The following is a 15,676-nucleotide window of genomic DNA, read 5'->3' on the forward strand; positions in this document are numbered from 1 at the left end:
AGCCGCATCGCTTGCCGCGCCACTCCGGCGCAGCGCCACGACCACGGCCCATACGGAGCAAGGAGTACGATGAAACTGGCCTGGATTCTCTGGCTGTCGCAATTGTTGCCGCAACCCGCTGCCGATTCGCTTTGCCTCAGCACCACCGTGTACCTGGAAGCGCGCGACCAGACGCTGCGCGGACAGCAAGCCGTCGCCGAAGTCGCGCTGCGTCGCCTGGACAGCGGCCTGTGGGGCGATTCCATGTGCGAGGTGGTCACCGCACGCAAGCAGTTCGCGCCGGGCCTGGTGAAGCCGGGCACGGAACTGAAGAACGACGATGCCTGGGCCGATGCGGTCAAGGTCTCCTTCGACGCCGAGCGCAACTGGGCATTGCCGCAGGGCCAGCGCAAGGAGATCGTGCCCGGCGCCAGCCACTTCGCCGCGCATGCGATCGCCAGCCCGAGCTGGCGCAACGCCTACCAGGTCGCGACCATCGGCGACCACACGTTCTATCGCGTGCAGAAGCTGCGCCCGCGCAACGCGTCGTAAGCGTTCGCCGCGCAGGCACGTCCTGACGCAGGCTCCCGCGCGCCACGCATGGCGCGCCATGATCGCCAAGCGCCCCGCGCAGCGGGTACGCTCTTGCGTTCTCACCGATGCGGAGCCGCCTTCCATGAAACTCTATTCCAAGCCCGGCGCCTGTTCGCTGGCCGATCACATCGCGCTGCGCTGGGCCGGATTGCCTTTCGAGCTGAAGCTGCTCGACGCCGCCGCGATGAAGGCGCCCGCGTATCTGGCGATCAATCCGGCCGGCGCGGTGCCCGCGCTGCAGATGGACGACTGGGTGCTCACCCAGAACTCGGCGATCCTCAACTACATCGCCGATCTCGCGCCCGACGCCCACCTGGCCGGCGACGGCAGCCCGCGCAGTCGCGCCGAGGTGCAGCGCTGGCTGGCCTTCCTCAACGCCGATCTGCATCCGGCCTTCCATCCGCTGTTCGGCAGCACCCGCTATCTCGACGATGCCGCGGTGATCGCCCGCACCCAGGAGCATGCACGCGAGCGCGTGCGCACGCTGTACGCGCGCGCGGAAGCTGCGCTTGAACAGCAGACCTGGCTGGGCGGCGCGCGCCGTTCCATCGCCGATGCGTACCTGTTCGTCACCCTGCGCTGGGCGCGCGCGCAGCAGATCGCGCTCGGCCCCAATCTGCAGCTGCATTTCGAACGCATGTCCGCCGATCCGCAGGTGCAGGCGGCGCTGCAGGCCGAAGGGCTGAGCTGATCGGCGCTGCGAACGCCGGCGCGTCTGCGCCGGCATCGCAGGCCGCACGTCAACCGCGCAAGGCGCGACGGATTTCCTCCAGCGCACCGGGATCGTCCAGCGTCGACAGATCGCCCGGATCGCGCTGCTCGGCCAGCGCCTGCAACGAACGCCGCAACAGTTTTCCCGAGCGCGTCTTCGGCAGTGCCTGCACCAGATACACCTGCGCCGGCCGCGCTACCGCGCCAAGACGCTCCACCACGCACTGACGCAGTTCCTCGACCACCGCCGCGGCATCCGGCGCAGCCTGCTTCAGCGTCGCGAACACCACCGGCACCTGCCCCTTCAACTCGTCGTGCATGCCGATCACCGCCACTTCGGCCACGTCGGCGTGGCCGGCGATGGCTTCCTCGATCTCGCGCGTGCCCAGCCGATGCCCGGCGACGTTGATCACGTCGTCGGTGCGGCCAAGGATGAACGTGTAGCCGTCCTCGTCGCGGATCGCCCAGTCCAGCGAGCTGTACAGCAACGTGTCGAAGTGGCTGAAGTAGCTGCGCAGGAAGCGCGCGTCGTCGTTCCACACCGTGGTCATGCAGCCCGGCGGCAACGGCGGCTCGATCACCAGCACGCCCTTGCGCCCGGCCGGCACCTCGACACCGTGCTCGTCGACGATGCGCGTGCGATAGCCGAGATTGGGGAAGCCCGGCGATCCCGGCTTGACCGGCCGCAGTTCCACGCCCGGCAGCAGGGTCAGCACCGGCCAGCCGGTCTCGGTCTGCCAGTAGTTGTCGATCACCGGCTTGCCCAGCGCCTCGCCGATCCACAGCGCGGTCGGCTCGTCCAGCGGTTCGCCGGCCAGGAACAGATAGCGCAGCGCGCTCAGGTCGCGTTCGCGCAGGTAGCGCGCCGGATGCTTCTTCAGCACGCGGATCGCCGTGGGCGAGGAAAACATGGTGCGCACCCGGTACTTCTCGCACAGCGCCCACCACACGCCCGGGTCCGGCTGCACCGGAAGCCCTTCGTACAACAGCGAGGTCGCACCGACGATCAGCGGACCGTACACGTTGTACGAATGCCCCACCGCCCAGCCCACGTCGGAGGTGGAGAACATGGCCTGCCCGGGGCCGCAGTCGAACACCGTGCGCATCGACAGCGCCAGCGCCACCGCATGCCCGCCGACATCGCGCTGCACGCCCTTGGGCTTGCCGGTGGTGCCGGAGGTGTACAGCAGGTAGCTGGGTTCATTGGATTCCAGCCACACCACCGGCACCTGCGCATCGCCGACGTCGGCACGCAGCTCGGCATAATCCACGTCGCGCCCGGGCACGCGCGGCTGCGCCGGATCCAGCCCGCGCGAGACGATCAGCACCTTCGGCGGCGGCGCGCTGGCTTCGGCGCACGCCGCATCGACCAGCGGCTTGTAGGGAATGCGCTTGCCGCCGCGGCTGCCGGCATCGGCGGCGATCAGCAACTTGGGCCGCGCATCGTCGATGCGCAGCGCCAGGTTATGCGCGGCGAAGCCGCCGAACACCACCGAGTGCACCGCGCCGATGCGCGCGCAGGCCAGCATCGCGTACACCGCCTCGGCCATGTTCGGCATGTAGATGACCACGCGGTCGCCGCGCTGCACGTCCAGCCGCTGCAGCACCGCGGCGAAGGCGTTGACCTCGCGGTGCAGCTGCGCATAGGTGATCTCCTGGGTCTGCCCGGTTTCGCTGGACACCGCGACCAGCGCCAACTGCGCGGCGCGCGCCGGCAGGTGCCGGTCGACCGCGTTGTGGCACAGGTTGGTCAGCCCGCCCGCGAACCAGCGCCGGAACGGCGGCGTGTCGTATTCCAGGATCGTCTGCGGCGGGCGCTCCCAGTGGATCGCCCTGGCCTGCTCGGCCCAGAACTCTTCGGGCCGCTCGATCGAACGCCGGTACAGCGTCGCGTAGTCCATGCCACCCCTCCCAAGGCCGGTGCACCGGCTCCGAGCATAGTCCTTCGGCGGGGAGGGCGTCGTTCCGACCTTGGTCGAAGGGGCCTAGACGGACAACGCGGATCCAGCTTCAGTGCAGCGCGCGCTGTCAGACCCTTGAACGAAGCTGCCACGACGCCGTGTCAGCTCGGGGTGTCCCTGGCGAGCCAAGCCCTCACCGGCGCCACGGTCTCAGCAAAGGTCTGGAACCGTTCTTCGCGAATGAAGTCGTCGTCGGGATACCCGAACCAGTAATGCACGGCCACGTGCTGCCCACGGCGTCGCACGTCCACCGAGTGCGTCTTCTTTTCGCCGAGCGCGAACAAGAGCGGCACCGTGCCATCCCACCTGCAGTATGCGAAGTACCCTTCTGGGACCAACACGTTTACAAGTCGCTCGATCTCAACCGCGTCATCAGTGCGATGCATACAAAATTTCTTCACCACGATTCACCAGTGCTGCGAGACACCTCGGCTCGGGCGCGCTTCGTCAGGCGCGCTCATCGACCGCATGCAGCAATACCAGGTTCGCGCAGTCTTCCGACTCGAGCACCCATCCTGCGGTCGGCGTGTCGATCATGATGCCTTCGCCGAACTCCGACCGAAACCACGCTCTTGATGCGACGTCTTCTTCGGGAGGAAAGTCGTCGGTGCTGATGACAAAGAGCACTCGCGACGGGCGTTCGTCATTGCGCCACTTGACCAGGTCGCCACGACGAACAGGCGTCGTTGTACCGGGGTAGCAGGGACTGGACATGGCTCGCCTCACGCCTGGATCGAGCCGCGCCGCAATGCGGCGTCGGCTGGTCGAATCGCCGGAGACGGACCTACTTCCCCGGCACCGTAAACGTCACCACCACATTCCCCGGCGCCTGCTCGAAGCGCGTGGCCACCGAATCCTTGCTGAGTTGCACGATCTGCGCCAGCGGCTTGTGCGGCACGCCCTGGAAGTTGACCGTGACCTGGACCAGCGAGCCGTTCGCCCAGTTGAAGCCGACCGCGGGCTTGCTGCCGACCGATTTCTCCAGGTCGGCAGCCACCTCCTGCGAATGCGCGTACGCATTCTTCATCGTGTCGACGGCGCCGCATGCGGTGAGCGCCAGCAGCACTGGCGCGCAAAGAAAACGCAAGTTCATCGTGCGCTCCTAAATCGTCGAGCTATTGCTTCTGTGCCGCCTTGTCCGCCGACGCCGCACGCGGCGGCGCCTGCTTCACGTAGCGGTCGAACCACTCCAGCATTTCCGCAACCACGTCCTCGTTGGACTCGCGCGCGGTGTACCAGTGCGGTTCGAACGGCAGCAGCACCAGCCGCGCGGTGCCGCCGAGGCCGCGGATGGCCTGGAACATGCGCGGGGCCTGGGTGGTCTCGGTGCCGGGGTTGGCGTCGTCCATGCCGTGCACCAGCAGCAGCGGCTCGTTGATCTTGTCGGCGTGGAAGAACGCCGAGGCCTGCGCGTACACCTCCGGCGCGGCCCAGAACGAGCGCCGCTCATTCTGGAAGCCGAACGGGGTCAGGGTCTTGTTGTAGCTGCCGCTGGTCGCCACGCCGGCGCGGAACAGGTCGGTGTGCGCCAGCAGGTTGGCCGCCATCAGCGCGCCGTGGCTGTGGCCGGTGACGCCGATGCGGTTGCGATCGACCACGCCCAGCGCCACCGCCTTGTCCACCGCCGCCTGGGCGTTGTCGACCAGTTGCTGCAGATAGGTGTCGTAGGCGGTCTTGGGGTCGCCGACGATCGGGAACGCGGCATCGTCGATGATCGCGTAACCCGCCAGCAACAGCAGTTGGTAGGAATGCAGGCGGGTGAAGTCGCGGTCGTTGGCGCCGCTGACCTGGCCGGCCTTGGACGCATCGGCGTAGTCCAGCGGATAGGCGTAGAGGATCGCCGGCACCCGCGTGCCTTCCTTGTAGCCGGGCGGCGTGTACAGGGTGAAGGACAATTCCACCCCGTCCTTGCGCTTGTAGGTCACCAGGCGCTTCTTGATCTGCCGCACCAGCGGGGTCGGATCGGGGAAGCGGGTCACCGGCGTCAGGCTGGAGGCGACCACCGCCTCGCCCGCCGCCGCGGCTGGCTGCGGCTGGCCCAGCGTGCGCAGGTACACGTTCGGCGGGTCGCTCGGCGACTGCCGCCAGGTCAGCAGGCGGGTGGTGTCGTCGCCGGCGAACCCGGCAAAGGCCTCGTCCACGTCGGCGCCGCTGCGGAAGAGGCGCTGGGTCTTGCCGCTCGCAAGCTCGTAGCGGTCCAGGAACGGCCGGTCGCCGCTCGGGGTGGCGCCCTGCCCGCTCAGGAACAGCGCACCGTTGTCCTCATGCAACACGTACTCGCCGTTGGCCAGGCGGCGCAGTTCGGGCGTGCCGGGATCGGCGTACAGGTCGTCGGTGGACAGGTCGAACAGCACCCGCCCGGCGCTGCCGGGGCTATCGGCGTCGAGCAGCGTGGTGCGGCGCCAGTGGCGGTTCTCGTCGTACTCGTCCAGCAGCGCCTGGCCGCCCTGCGCGAACCAGTTCAGGCCGGCATAGCGCTGGGTCACCTTGGCCAGTTCGCGCGGCTTGCCGGTGAACGGCGCCGCCAGGGTCAGCAGCCTGTCGCGCGCAGGAACGCTCGTCTTCCAGTCGCCGCCGTCCAGCGCCTCGGCCCAGACCAGCGTCGCCGGCTGGTTGGCACGCCAGCTGTAGGCGCGCGGCCCGGTCGGCACCCCGTGCACCGGCACCCGGTCGGCCACCGGCAGGTTCGCCAGCACCCGCTCGCTGCCGTCGGCCAGGTCCAGCACCGCCACGTCGTGGGCGAAGCGGCCGTAGGTGGTGACGTAGGAATACGGGCGCTGCAGGCGCTCCACGCGCACGTGGCGACCGTCCGGCGCACCGTCGACCGCCGAGTACACCGCCGGCTTGCCGACCGTGCGCAGCTTGCCGCTGGCGGCGTCCACGGTGACCAGTTGCGAGGTGGCGTAGTAGGTGAACTGCGCCTCGTCCTCGGGGCTGGACAGGGTGTCGCGGGCCTCGTAGGTGCTGCTCTCGCCCTTGCCGCGGATCGCTTCCTTGACCTCCGGCCCCGGCGGCACCGCCGCCTTCACCGGCGCCGGCCCCAGATCCTGCGGCACCGCACGCACCAGCAGCGTGTCGCTGCCGCCCAGCCACTGGATCTCGCCGCCCAGCACCGGATTGAGCTGCACGCCGTCGATGCGGCGCACCGCGCCGGTGGCGACATCGCCCAGCCACAGCTCGACGCGGTCGGCGGCGGTGTTGTTGAAGGCGAAGCGGCGCCCGTCCGGCGACCACACCGGCTGCGCCGGGCAGGCGCCGGCCGGCAGGGTCACCGCGGTCTGCTTGCCGCTGGCCACGTCGACCAGGCTGAAGCCGTCCAGGCAGGCGCGGATGCCGTAGCCGTTGGACATGTCGTGGCGGGCATGGGTGCGCGGTTCCACGCGCACCCCGGCCAGCTTCAGGTACGGCTCGGCGACGCGCGCGATCGGCGGGTAGGCCTGGCGTTCCACCAGCAACAGGGTGCGGCCGGTCGGATCCAGCCGCGGCGACGGATTGAGCGGGGCGCGCATCACGCCGAGCAGCGGCTCGGGCGGTTGCCGATAACCGCTGTCGGCGGCGGCATGGGCGGTAACAGGCAACGCACTGGCGAGCGCCAGCACGCCGATCCAGCGGAACGGCATGAGCATGGTCGAAATCCCCTTTCGAATGACCCCGGCAACCTAGCACGGCCGCCGCGCCGCGGCCGAGCGCCGAAGGTCATGCCCTTGCCCGCCCGCGCGCCGCGCTCAGGCCGGCGCCAACGCCTGCTCGGCGGCCAGCGCCGCGACCACGCTGGGACGCTGCGCGATGCGTGCGACGTAGGCGGCCAACGCCGGAAGCGCGTCCAGCGACAGGCCGAACCGCGGCAGCCAGCCGAGCACGGTGAACAGATAGGCATCGGCCACGCCGAAGCGCTCGCCGAGCAGGTATGGCCGCGCATGCAGCGCCGCCTCGGCATGGGCATAGCGCTGCAGCAGCCGGGTGGCGACCGCGGTGCGCCGCTCCGGTGCCAGCCCGGCGTCGAACAGCGGCACGCTGCCGGCATGCAGTTCGCTGTTGATGAAGGCCAGCCACTCGTACAGGCGATAGCGCGGCAACGCATCTGCGTCCGCGGGCGGCGCCAGCGCCGCCTGCGGACAGCGGTCGGCCAGGTACAGCAGGATCGCCGGCCCTTCGGTCAGCACCTGGCCGTCGTCCAGTTGCAGCGCGGCCACGTAGCCCTTGGGGTTGATCGCGAGGTAATCCCCGCCTTCTTCGGTGCGCTTGCTGCGGTTGTCCACGCGCAGCAGCCGGAACGGCAGCTGCAGTTCGCGCAACACGATGTGCGGCGCCAGGGAACAGGCGCCAGGAGCGGCATAGAGGAGCATCGGAACGTCTCGCAGCGGCGCCGGACAGTCGGCGCACGCAGTGTGCGCAGCACGGCGGCCTGCAGAGAAACAAGAATCTCAGTGCGGGTCAGTAGCGCCGCTGATGGCTTCGTCCAGGAACTCGCGCAATTGCAGCGCGGCCGGTGCCGCTTGCGCAGCGGCGACCAACGCGAAGCGGCGCTGCAGCCGCGGCTGCAAGGGCAGCACCTGCACGCCGTCGCGCTCGGCCGGCAGCACCGACGCCGGCAGCAGGCTGGCGCCCGCGCCATCGCGCACCAGCGCCCAGGCGCTGGACCAGTCGCGCACCTGCAGGCGCAGGTCGGCGATCGCCAGCCCGGCGCGTTCGGCCAGGCGTTGCGCATGCAGCCAGCAGCCGCCGGTGGCCAGCACGAACGGCAGCGCAAGCAGTTCCGCCAGGGCGATGTCGCGCGCCTGCGGACGCGCCAGCGCCGGCGGCAGCACCGCCAGCCATTCATCGCGGCCGAACACCGTGGCATCGCGCTCCGGCGCCGGATCCAGCACCACGCCCAGGTCGACCGTACCCGCCGCCAGCCAGGCCTCGACCTCCTCGTCGCTGCCTTCCAGCCAGACCACGCCCGTGTCCGGATGCGCCCGCTCGAACGCGCGCAGGCGCGGCGCCAGCCACGACCGCGACGAGGCGAAGCCGGCCACCCGCAGCGAGGCCGCCGCCGCCGCACGCTGCACCCTGGCCAGGGCCTGGATCTGCCCCAGTTCGGCCAGCATCGCCCGTGCATGCGCCAGCGCCCGCACGCCGAACGGGGTCGGCCGGACCCGCCCGCGCTCGCGCAGCAGCAGCGCCGCGCCGAGCACGTGTTCCATCTGCGCGATGGCCTGGCTGGCGCCGGACTGGGTGATGCCGCAGCGCGCGGCGGCGGCGCTGATGCTGCCGCACTCGACGACGGCGACGTACAGCCGCCAGTGGATCAGATTCATCATGTCGGGCTCCCACAACGCGAAACGCCGGGCGGTGCCCGGCGTTCCGTGACGACGCGATCGCGCTGGCGATCAGCCCAGCAGGTGGGCCACGCCGCTGCGCTCTTCTTCCAGCTCGGCCAGGGTCTTGTCGACGTACTTCTGGCTGAAGTCGTCGATCGGCAGGTCCTTGACGATGGTGTACTTGCCGTTCTCGGTGGTAACCGGGAACCCGAAGATCACGCCTTCCGGGATGCCGTAGGAGCCGTCGGACGGCACGCCCATCGTCACCCACTTGCCGTTGCTGCCCAGCACCCAGTCGCGCACGTGGTCGATGGCGGCGTTGGCGGCCGAGGCGGCCGAGGACAGGCCGCGCGCTTCGATGATCGCCGCACCGCGCTTGCCCACGGTCGGGATGAAGGTGCCGGCATTCCATTCCTGGTCGTTGATCGCCTCGGCGATGGAAGCGCCGTCGGCGGTGGCGAAGCGGTAGTCCGGGTACATGGTCGGGCTGTGGTTGCCCCACACCACCAGCTTCTCGATGCCGCCGACCGGCTTGCCGAGCTTGAGCGAGAGCTGGCTCAGCGCGCGGTTGTGGTCCAGGCGCAGCATCGCGGTGAAGTTCTTCGGGTTCAGGTCCGGCGCCGACTTCATGGCGATGTAGGCGTTGGTGTTGGCCGGGTTGCCGACCACCAGCACCTTGACGTCGCGCTTGGCCACCTTGTTCAGCGCCGCGCCCTGCGCGGTGAAGATCTTGGCGTTCTCCAGCAGCAGGTCCTTGCGCTCCATGCCCGGGCCGCGCGGACGCGCGCCGACCAACAGGGCGATGTCGGCGTCCTTGAACGCCACTTCGGCGTCGTCGGTGCCGACCATGCCGGCCAGCAGCGGGAACGCGCAGTCTTCCAGCTCCATCATCACGCCCTTCAGCGCGGCCTGGGCCTTCTCCATCGGCAGTTCCAGCAACTGCAGGATCACCGGCTGGTCCTTGCCCAGCATTTCGCCGGAGGCGATGCGGAACAGCAGGGCATAACCGATCTGGCCGGCGGCGCCGGTCACGGCAACACGAACGGGTGCTTTCATGGGGGATTCCTCTGCTAAGAAAGTGGGTGGGGTGGATCAGTAGACGCGATAGCCCAGCGGCTGCAGGTGCAGGTCCAGGGCGGCGGTGTCGTAGCCTTCGACCACGTGCTGGCCGATCACGGTGATCGGCACGCCTTCCAGGCCCAGCGCGGCAGCGGCCTGGCGACCGGCCTCCTGCTCCACGTCCAGGACCGTGTAGCGGACCTGGGCGCGGGCGAAATCGGCCTGTTGCCGGCGGCAGTAGCCGCACCAGTCGGCGGCGAGCATGACGATGCCGTCGTCGCCGGTCAGTCGCCGCGGGTCGCCCGCGGCCAGTGCGGCCGACGGCGCCGGGTCCGCGCTGCGCCACCAGGCATGCACGCCGCTGCCGATGGCGAGCAGCAGCAGGCACAACACAAGGGGGCGCATCGTCATCGGCGGTCGGGTGCGGCAATCAATCGGGAAAATGGTAGCACGCAGGCTCCGCGCGCCCGGCCGCAGGGCCGGTCGCGCGGACAGCGCCGGATCAGGCGTCGAGGGTGCGGTTCCACTCGGCGACGCGGTCGGCCTTGGCCGCCAGCACCGCGTCGGCATCGCCTTCGATGGTGATCTTGTTGATCACGTCGCCCTGGGCGACGCTGTCGACCACGTCCAGGCCCTCGAGCACCTTGCCGAACACGGTGTGCTTGCCGTCCAGCCACGGGGTGGCGGTGTGGGTGATGAAGAACTGGCTGCCGTTGGTGCTGGGGCCAGCATTGGCCATGGACAGCACGCCGCGCTCGTGGCGCACGCCGTTGTTGGTCTCGTCCTCGAAGCGGTAGCCCGGGCCGCCGCGGCCGGAGCCTTCCGGGCAACCGCCCTGGATCATGAAGTCGGCGATCACGCGGTGGAAGTTCAGCCCGTCGTAGAAGCCGCGCTTGGCCAGGTTCACGAAGTTGGCCACGGTCAGCGGGGCCTTGTCGGGATACAGCTCGATCTTGATCGGGCCGCGGGCGGTGTCGAAATGGGCGATCAGGGACATGGGATTCCTTGGAAACGGGGGCGTCATGAGGGGCGCATAGGATACACGGCGCCTCGTTCAGGCTTCGCCCGCGCCCGCCGCCGGCGCCTGAACGGGCCCGCCCGGCCCACCGCCGCCGGGCGCCGGCAGGCGCCACGGGATCCGGGTATACTAGGTGGCTTCCTTTCCTTCCTTCTGGCGCCGGCTGGCCCCCTTTCGCATGTCCATCGAAAATCTTCGCAATATCGCCATCGTCGCCCACGTCGACCACGGCAAGACCACCCTCGTCGACTGCCTGCTGAAGCAGTCCGGCACCCTGTCCGAGCGCACGGTGCTGGCCGAGCGCGTGATGGACAGCAACGACCAGGAAAAGGAACGCGGCATCACCATCCTGGCCAAGAACACCGCCATCACCTGGCAGGGCAACCGCATCAACATCGTCGACACCCCCGGACACGCCGACTTCGGCGGCGAGGTGGAGCGCGTGCTGTCGATGGTGGACACCGTGCTGATCCTGGTCGACGCGATGGACGGCCCGATGCCGCAGACCCGCTTCGTGACCCAGAAGGCGTTCGCGATGGGCTTCAAGCCGATCGTGGTGGTCAACAAGATCGACCGCCCGGGCGCGCGTCCGGACTGGGTAATCGACCAAGTGTTCGACCTGTTCGACAAGCTCGGCGCCACCAACGAGCAGCTCGACTTCCCGATCGTCTACACCTCGGCGCTGAACGGCTACGCCTCGCTGGACGACAGCGTGCGCGACGGCGACATGACCCCGCTGTACGAAGCGATCATGCAGCACGCGCCGAAGCCGGACGTGGATCCGGACGGCCCGTTCCAGATGCGCATCAGCCAGTTGGACTACAACAACTTCGTCGGCGTGATCGGCATCGGCCGCATCCAGCGCGGCGTGCTGAAGAAGAACATGCCGGTGGCGGTGATCGACCGCGAAGGCAAGAAGCGTCAGGGCAAGGTGCTGCAGGTGCTGGGCTTCCTGGGCCTGGAGCGCATCGAGCAGGACAGCGCGCAGGCCGGCGACATCGTCGCCATCTCCGGCATCCAGGAACTGACCATCTCCGACACCGTGTGCGCGCTGGAAGCCCCTGAGGCGCTGCCGCCGCTGACCGTGGACGAGCCGACCATCTCGATGACCTTCCAGGTCAACAACTCGCCGTTCGCCGGCAACAAGGACCTGTCCGGCGGCAAGTTCCTGACCAGCCGCCAGCTCAAGGACCGGCTGGAGCGCGAGACCGTGCACAACGTGGCGCTGAAGGTGCAGCAACTGGAAGACGCCGACAAGTTCCTGGTCTCCGGCCGCGGCGAACTGCACCTGTCGGTGCTGATCGAGAACATGCGCCGCGAGGGCTTCGAACTGGCCGTGTCGCGCCCGGAAGTGATCATCAAGGAGATCGACGGGCAGCTGATGGAGCCGGTCGAGCAGTTGGTGGTGGACATCGAGGAACAGCACCAGGGCGGCGTCATGGAGAAGCTGGGCATCCGCAAGGGCCAGCTGAAGAACATGGAGCCGGACGGCAAGGGCCGCGTGCGCCTGGACTACATGATCCCGGCACGTGGTCTGATCGGCTTCCAGAACGAGTTCCGTACCCTGACCCAGGGTTCGGGCCTGCTGTTCCACGTGTTCGACCACTACGGCCCGAAGGAACAGGGCGCCATCGCCAAGCGCCAGAACGGCGTGATGATCGCCAATGCGCCGGGCGCCACCCCCGCCTACGCGCTGGGCCCGCTGGAAGAGCGCGGCCGCCTGTTTGCCGCCGAAGGCGACAACGTGTATGAAGGGCAGCTGGTCGGCATCCACTCCAAGGACAACGACCTGACCGTCAACGCGATCAAGACCAAGCCGCTGACCAACATGCGTGCCTCGGGCAAGGACGATGCGATCAAGCTGACCCCGGCCATCAAGTACACGCTGGAGCAGGCGCTGGACTTCATCGAGGACGACGAACTGGTCGAAGTCACCCCGAAGGAGATCCGCTTGCGCAAGAAGCACCTGACCGAAAACGAGCGCAAGCGCGCCGGCCGCGCGGGCTGAGCGGCAGCGCACGCCCATGGCCGCCGACAAGGCGTACAACCCGGATCCGCATGCGCATCCGGGCCTGCACCTGATCGCACTGCTGGAGGCCGGCAAGGGCCTGCTCGCGGTGCTGGCGGCCACGGGACTGGAACTGATGGGTCCGGCCCCGCTGCGCGCGGGGGTGGACCGGCTGATCGTGCGCTTCAGCCTGGACCCGGACCACGGCGCCCTGCCCTCGCTGCTGACCATGATCAACCCCGGCGCGGTGCACCTGGCCGCCGCTGGCATGCTCGCCTACGGCGTGCTGCACATCATCGAGGCCTGGGGCCTGTGGCGCGCCAAGGCCTGGGCGTCGCTGCTGGGCTGCATCTCCGCGGCCATCTACCTGCCGTTCGACGTCTACGCGATCGTGCGCCACCCCGGCTGGGCGTCGTGGGCGGTACTGGCGATCAACCTCGCCGTGGTCGGCATCCTGGCCCGCGACCTGGTGCGGCGCCGGCGGCATCCTCCGGCCTGAGCCGCATTGCCCGATGCAAGAGGCGGGACGCCGCTGCTGCAGCGTGTCGCTCGACACAGCGCATCGCTACCCTGATTTGGCCCAACGCCTGGATGTTGCCTGGCGCCAGGCCAGCCGCCACGAGTCCCTAATGCCCATCACGCTGCGCATGGACGCATTTCACGCAATGCCATTCCCACCGCGCTAAAGCGTTCATTCGTCTACAGAATCGACCGCACCTGCCGATGCTGTTTTGGCGTAGTTTGGGCGCGTCCGGAACGCGTGCCATGACGGCCAGCCGGCCGATGGCGGAGACTGGCACAGGGGGATTCCAATGCGGTTCGCAGAAGCGATGGGGTGGAGTGTGGCGGCGCTGTTGTGCGCAGGCTTGAGCGCCTGCGGCAGTGCGGTCGGCGACAAGGGCACCGCAGCGTCCAACGGGGCCAGGCAGCAGCCGACGCCCCTGGCTGCAGGCACGTCCGCCACGGCTGCAGCCGCCGTACAGCACGCCGCCCTGTTCGATGCGAAAGACAGCGGGGCCCTGATCCGCTATACCAGCCGCACCCCGACCCGCACCCCGACCGGACACGACGGCGCGTTCGCCCTGTACCCGATCACCGTCAGCGAGGCGCATGCCATCAAGGCCAGCGTCGACGGCACGATGACGTTGCCGACGCCCGACGGAAAGACCCTGCAGATCAGCTATCTGAGCCGGCGCGACGCCAAGGGCGGCATCTGGACCTGGGTCGGGCGGGTGGCCGGCCAACCGGTGGGCAATGAAGCGGTCATCAGCTTCGGCAAGGACGCGGTGTTCGGATCGCTGGGCACCATCGATGGCATGACCTACCAGCTCACCACGATCGAAGGCAAGCCCTACATCATGGCGGCCGTCAGCGCCGACCTGCATTCCGCCGGCAGCCGCACCGATGGGCGGAAGCTGGCCGATGCGGTCATCCAGTTGCCCGCGGGCGACACCGCACAGGGCTATATCGCTGGGTACAGCAGCCTGGCGCAGGTCAACGCGCAGGCGGGCAGCACCTCGACCAACACGATCGATGTGCTGCTCGGCTATACGCCCGGCTATCGTGACTACCGCGGCGGCATCACGGCGATCGACACGGTGCTCACCAATCTGGTGGAGACGGCGAACCTGTCCTTCTCCAACGCCAACATCAATGTGCGCTACCGGCTGGTTGGGACCGTGCAGGTCGACTACCCGGACAACACGCTGAACGACGGCACCCTCAACGAACTCACCGGCGTCAGCCAGGCCACGGCCGCGGCGCTGGTGCCGCTGCACGACGCGCGCGATCGCCTCGGCGCCGACATGGTCGGACTGGTGCGGCGCTTCAATGGCGCCCAGCAGAGTTGCGGTGTCGCCTGGCAATCCGGCGGCACCGATTCGCGCTGGGGCTACGCGGTGATCTCCGATGGCGTGGACGGCGGTTACTACTGCACCCGCGGCACCCTCGCCCATGAGTTCGGCCATCTGCTCGGCTCCGGCCACCAGCACGAGACCGGCCAGGAACCGGGCTTCAATTTCGGCCATCGCAGCGACGTCGGCAGCTTCCACACCACGATGGCCTACGCGATCAACGGGCAAAGCGAGATCCTGGTGTATTCGTCACCGTCGATCACCACCTGCAACGGACAACCCTGTGGCGTCCAGGATCAGGCCGACAACGCCCGCGCCTTCCTCACGACGGTGCCTAACGTTGTCCAGTACCGGCAGACCGTGGTGCCATTCGACGATTCCAGTTCCCCCGGACAGATCGTGGGCCCGTCCGGCAAATGTGTCGATGTCACGAATGGAGAGACAGGCAACGGCACCCCCATCCAGGTATGGGACTGCAACGGGTTCCGCCAGCAGAAGTGGTCGCTCCAGCGCGGCAGCCGCAGCCTGCGCGGCCAGGGGACCGATAAGGTCCTCGACATCAGCGGCATAAGCCGCGCCGACGGCGCACCGATCCAGTTCTACCAATCATTGAACACAGCGAATCAGGCCTGGTACTTCACCAATGCCTCGCTCATCGCCACTGGCGGCAAGGTACTGGACGTGGTGGCGTACGGATCGGCCAATGGCGTGCCGCTACAACTATGGGACAACCTCGGCGGGGCCAACCAGCGCTGGTCGTTCAACCCCGCGAGCGGCGAAATCAGGGTCTCGACCGGGCGCTGCCTGGATGTCGTGAATTTCAGCACCACCCCCGGAGCGCCGGTGCAGATCTGGGACTGCAATGGCACCAAGAACCAGGCCTGGCAGCTCGGCAAGAACGGCGCGATCGTGGGTTACGGCGGCAACTGCCTGGAACCAGTGAATACGGCCCAGAATGGCACGGCCATCCGGATGGCCACATGCACCGGCAGCAACGCGCAAGCATGGCGGATTCGCGGGCAGATCCGCAGCGAATTGCACGGCAAGTGCCTGGACGACTCTGCCGGCGGCAGCCGCAACGGCGCGCGCGTGCAGATGTGGGAATGCCTCGGTAACGTCAATCAGCTCTGGGAAGTCCAGTCCAACTGACGTAGTCGCTGGCCACCAGCCAGGCGCTCGCGTGCATATCG

15 protein-coding genes are annotated in these 15,676 nt (G+C 68.6%); 5 read left to right on the forward strand and 10 right to left on the reverse strand.

Going from position 1 to position 15,676, the window contains the following annotated elements; translation table 11 throughout:
• Positions 1–69: 69 nt before the first annotated feature.
• Positions 70–531, forward strand: a complete 462-nt coding sequence (locus J7357_RS17520; RefSeq protein ID WP_010340474.1) for a cell wall hydrolase — start codon at positions 70–72, stop codon at positions 529–531.
• Positions 532–655: 124 nt separating this feature from the next.
• Entirely contained in the window at positions 656–1,264 is a 609-nt protein-coding gene (locus J7357_RS17525) for a glutathione S-transferase N-terminal domain-containing protein (protein ID WP_209248474.1), read from the forward strand.
• Positions 1,265–1,313: 49 nt separating this feature from the next.
• On the opposite strand, the gene prpE is transcribed toward J7357_RS17525, so the two are convergent.
• From prpE to J7357_RS17575, 10 genes are all read right to left on the reverse strand, one after another.
• Positions 1,314–3,185 (reverse strand): propionate--CoA ligase, encoded by a 1,872-nt coding sequence (prpE, locus tag J7357_RS17530; protein WP_209248476.1) that lies wholly within the window; start codon positions 3,183–3,185, stop codon positions 1,314–1,316.
• A 161-nt stretch (positions 3,186–3,346) separates the two neighbouring features.
• Positions 3,347–3,538, reverse strand: a complete 192-nt coding sequence (locus J7357_RS17535) for a hypothetical protein (RefSeq protein WP_152237991.1) — start codon at positions 3,536–3,538, stop codon at positions 3,347–3,349.
• 154 nt (positions 3,539–3,692) lie between these two features.
• Complete coding sequence (locus J7357_RS17540) at positions 3,693–3,959, reverse strand: hypothetical protein (RefSeq protein WP_209248478.1); 267 nt, start codon at positions 3,957–3,959, stop codon at positions 3,693–3,695.
• A gap of 70 nt (positions 3,960–4,029) precedes the next feature.
• Entirely contained in the window at positions 4,030–4,338 is a 309-nt protein-coding gene (locus J7357_RS17545; protein WP_209248480.1) for a hypothetical protein, read from the reverse strand.
• A 22-nt stretch (positions 4,339–4,360) separates the two neighbouring features.
• On the reverse strand, positions 4,361–6,871 hold the full coding sequence (locus J7357_RS17550; protein WP_209248481.1) for a prolyl oligopeptidase family serine peptidase: 2,511 nt from the start codon (positions 6,869–6,871) through the stop codon (positions 4,361–4,363).
• 99 nt (positions 6,872–6,970) lie between these two features.
• The gene (gstA, locus tag J7357_RS17555) at positions 6,971–7,591 is read right to left on the reverse strand and encodes a glutathione transferase GstA (RefSeq protein ID WP_209248483.1); all 621 of its coding nucleotides are present in this window, start codon (positions 7,589–7,591) and stop codon (positions 6,971–6,973) included.
• Positions 7,592–7,669: 78 nt separating this feature from the next.
• On the reverse strand, positions 7,670–8,548 hold the full coding sequence (locus J7357_RS17560) for a LysR family transcriptional regulator (protein WP_209248485.1): 879 nt from the start codon (positions 8,546–8,548) through the stop codon (positions 7,670–7,672).
• Between the two features lie 69 nt (positions 8,549–8,617).
• Positions 8,618–9,604, reverse strand: a complete 987-nt coding sequence (locus tag J7357_RS17565; RefSeq protein WP_209248487.1) for a malate dehydrogenase — start codon at positions 9,602–9,604, stop codon at positions 8,618–8,620.
• A 36-nt stretch (positions 9,605–9,640) separates the two neighbouring features.
• Positions 9,641–10,018, reverse strand: coding sequence for a glutaredoxin family protein (locus tag J7357_RS17570; RefSeq protein ID WP_244667634.1), 378 nt, complete (start codon positions 10,016–10,018; stop codon positions 9,641–9,643).
• A gap of 91 nt (positions 10,019–10,109) precedes the next feature.
• On the reverse strand, positions 10,110–10,604 hold the full coding sequence (locus J7357_RS17575) for a peptidylprolyl isomerase (RefSeq protein ID WP_010340465.1): 495 nt from the start codon (positions 10,602–10,604) through the stop codon (positions 10,110–10,112).
• Positions 10,605–10,803: 199 nt separating this feature from the next.
• Between J7357_RS17575 and typA the strand changes: the two genes are divergently transcribed.
• The 3 genes from typA to J7357_RS17590 all read left to right on the forward strand — a co-directional run bounded on the left by typA (position 10,804) and on the right by J7357_RS17590 (position 15,635).
• A complete protein-coding gene (gene typA / locus J7357_RS17580; protein WP_010340464.1) occupies positions 10,804–12,633 on the forward strand; it encodes a translational GTPase TypA in 1,830 nt (609 codons plus the stop codon).
• 16 nt (positions 12,634–12,649) lie between these two features.
• On the forward strand, positions 12,650–13,132 hold the full coding sequence (locus tag J7357_RS17585) for a DUF2127 domain-containing protein (protein ID WP_010340463.1): 483 nt from the start codon (positions 12,650–12,652) through the stop codon (positions 13,130–13,132).
• A 313-nt stretch (positions 13,133–13,445) separates the two neighbouring features.
• Complete coding sequence (locus J7357_RS17590; protein WP_244667635.1) at positions 13,446–15,635, forward strand: ricin-type beta-trefoil lectin domain protein; 2,190 nt, start codon at positions 13,446–13,448, stop codon at positions 15,633–15,635.
• The last annotated feature ends 41 nt before the right edge of the window (positions 15,636–15,676 follow it).

This window comes from Xanthomonas sp. D-109 (genome assembly GCF_017746095.1).
In the GTDB taxonomy this organism is placed as follows: Bacteria; Pseudomonadota; Gammaproteobacteria; order Xanthomonadales; family Xanthomonadaceae; genus Xanthomonas_A; species Xanthomonas_A sacchari.

Coding starts and splice junctions, on each gene's coding strand:
- typA (WP_010340464.1), top strand. CDS start 10,804: ATGTCCATCGAAAATCTTCGCAATATCGCCATCGTCGCCCACGTCGAC.
- J7357_RS17540 (WP_209248478.1), bottom strand. CDS start 3,959: ATGTCCAGTCCCTGCTACCCCGGTACAACGACGCCTGTTCGTCGTGGC.
- gstA (WP_209248483.1), bottom strand. CDS start 7,591: ATGCTCCTCTATGCCGCTCCTGGCGCCTGTTCCCTGGCGCCGCACATC.
- J7357_RS17525 (WP_209248474.1), top strand. CDS start 656: ATGAAACTCTATTCCAAGCCCGGCGCCTGTTCGCTGGCCGATCACATC.
- J7357_RS17575 (WP_010340465.1), bottom strand. CDS start 10,604: ATGTCCCTGATCGCCCATTTCGACACCGCCCGCGGCCCGATCAAGATC.
- J7357_RS17520 (WP_010340474.1), top strand. CDS start 70: ATGAAACTGGCCTGGATTCTCTGGCTGTCGCAATTGTTGCCGCAACCC.
- J7357_RS17545 (WP_209248480.1), bottom strand. CDS start 4,338: ATGAACTTGCGTTTTCTTTGCGCGCCAGTGCTGCTGGCGCTCACCGCA.
- J7357_RS17565 (WP_209248487.1), bottom strand. CDS start 9,604: ATGAAAGCACCCGTTCGTGTTGCCGTGACCGGCGCCGCCGGCCAGATC.
- J7357_RS17570 (WP_244667634.1), bottom strand. CDS start 10,018: ATGACGATGCGCCCCCTTGTGTTGTGCCTGCTGCTGCTCGCCATCGGC.
- J7357_RS17585 (WP_010340463.1), top strand. CDS start 12,650: ATGGCCGCCGACAAGGCGTACAACCCGGATCCGCATGCGCATCCGGGC.
- J7357_RS17550 (WP_209248481.1), bottom strand. CDS start 6,871: ATGCTCATGCCGTTCCGCTGGATCGGCGTGCTGGCGCTCGCCAGTGCG.
- prpE (WP_209248476.1), bottom strand. CDS start 3,185: ATGGACTACGCGACGCTGTACCGGCGTTCGATCGAGCGGCCCGAAGAG.
- J7357_RS17560 (WP_209248485.1), bottom strand. CDS start 8,548: ATGATGAATCTGATCCACTGGCGGCTGTACGTCGCCGTCGTCGAGTGC.
- J7357_RS17590 (WP_244667635.1), top strand. CDS start 13,446: ATGCGGTTCGCAGAAGCGATGGGGTGGAGTGTGGCGGCGCTGTTGTGC.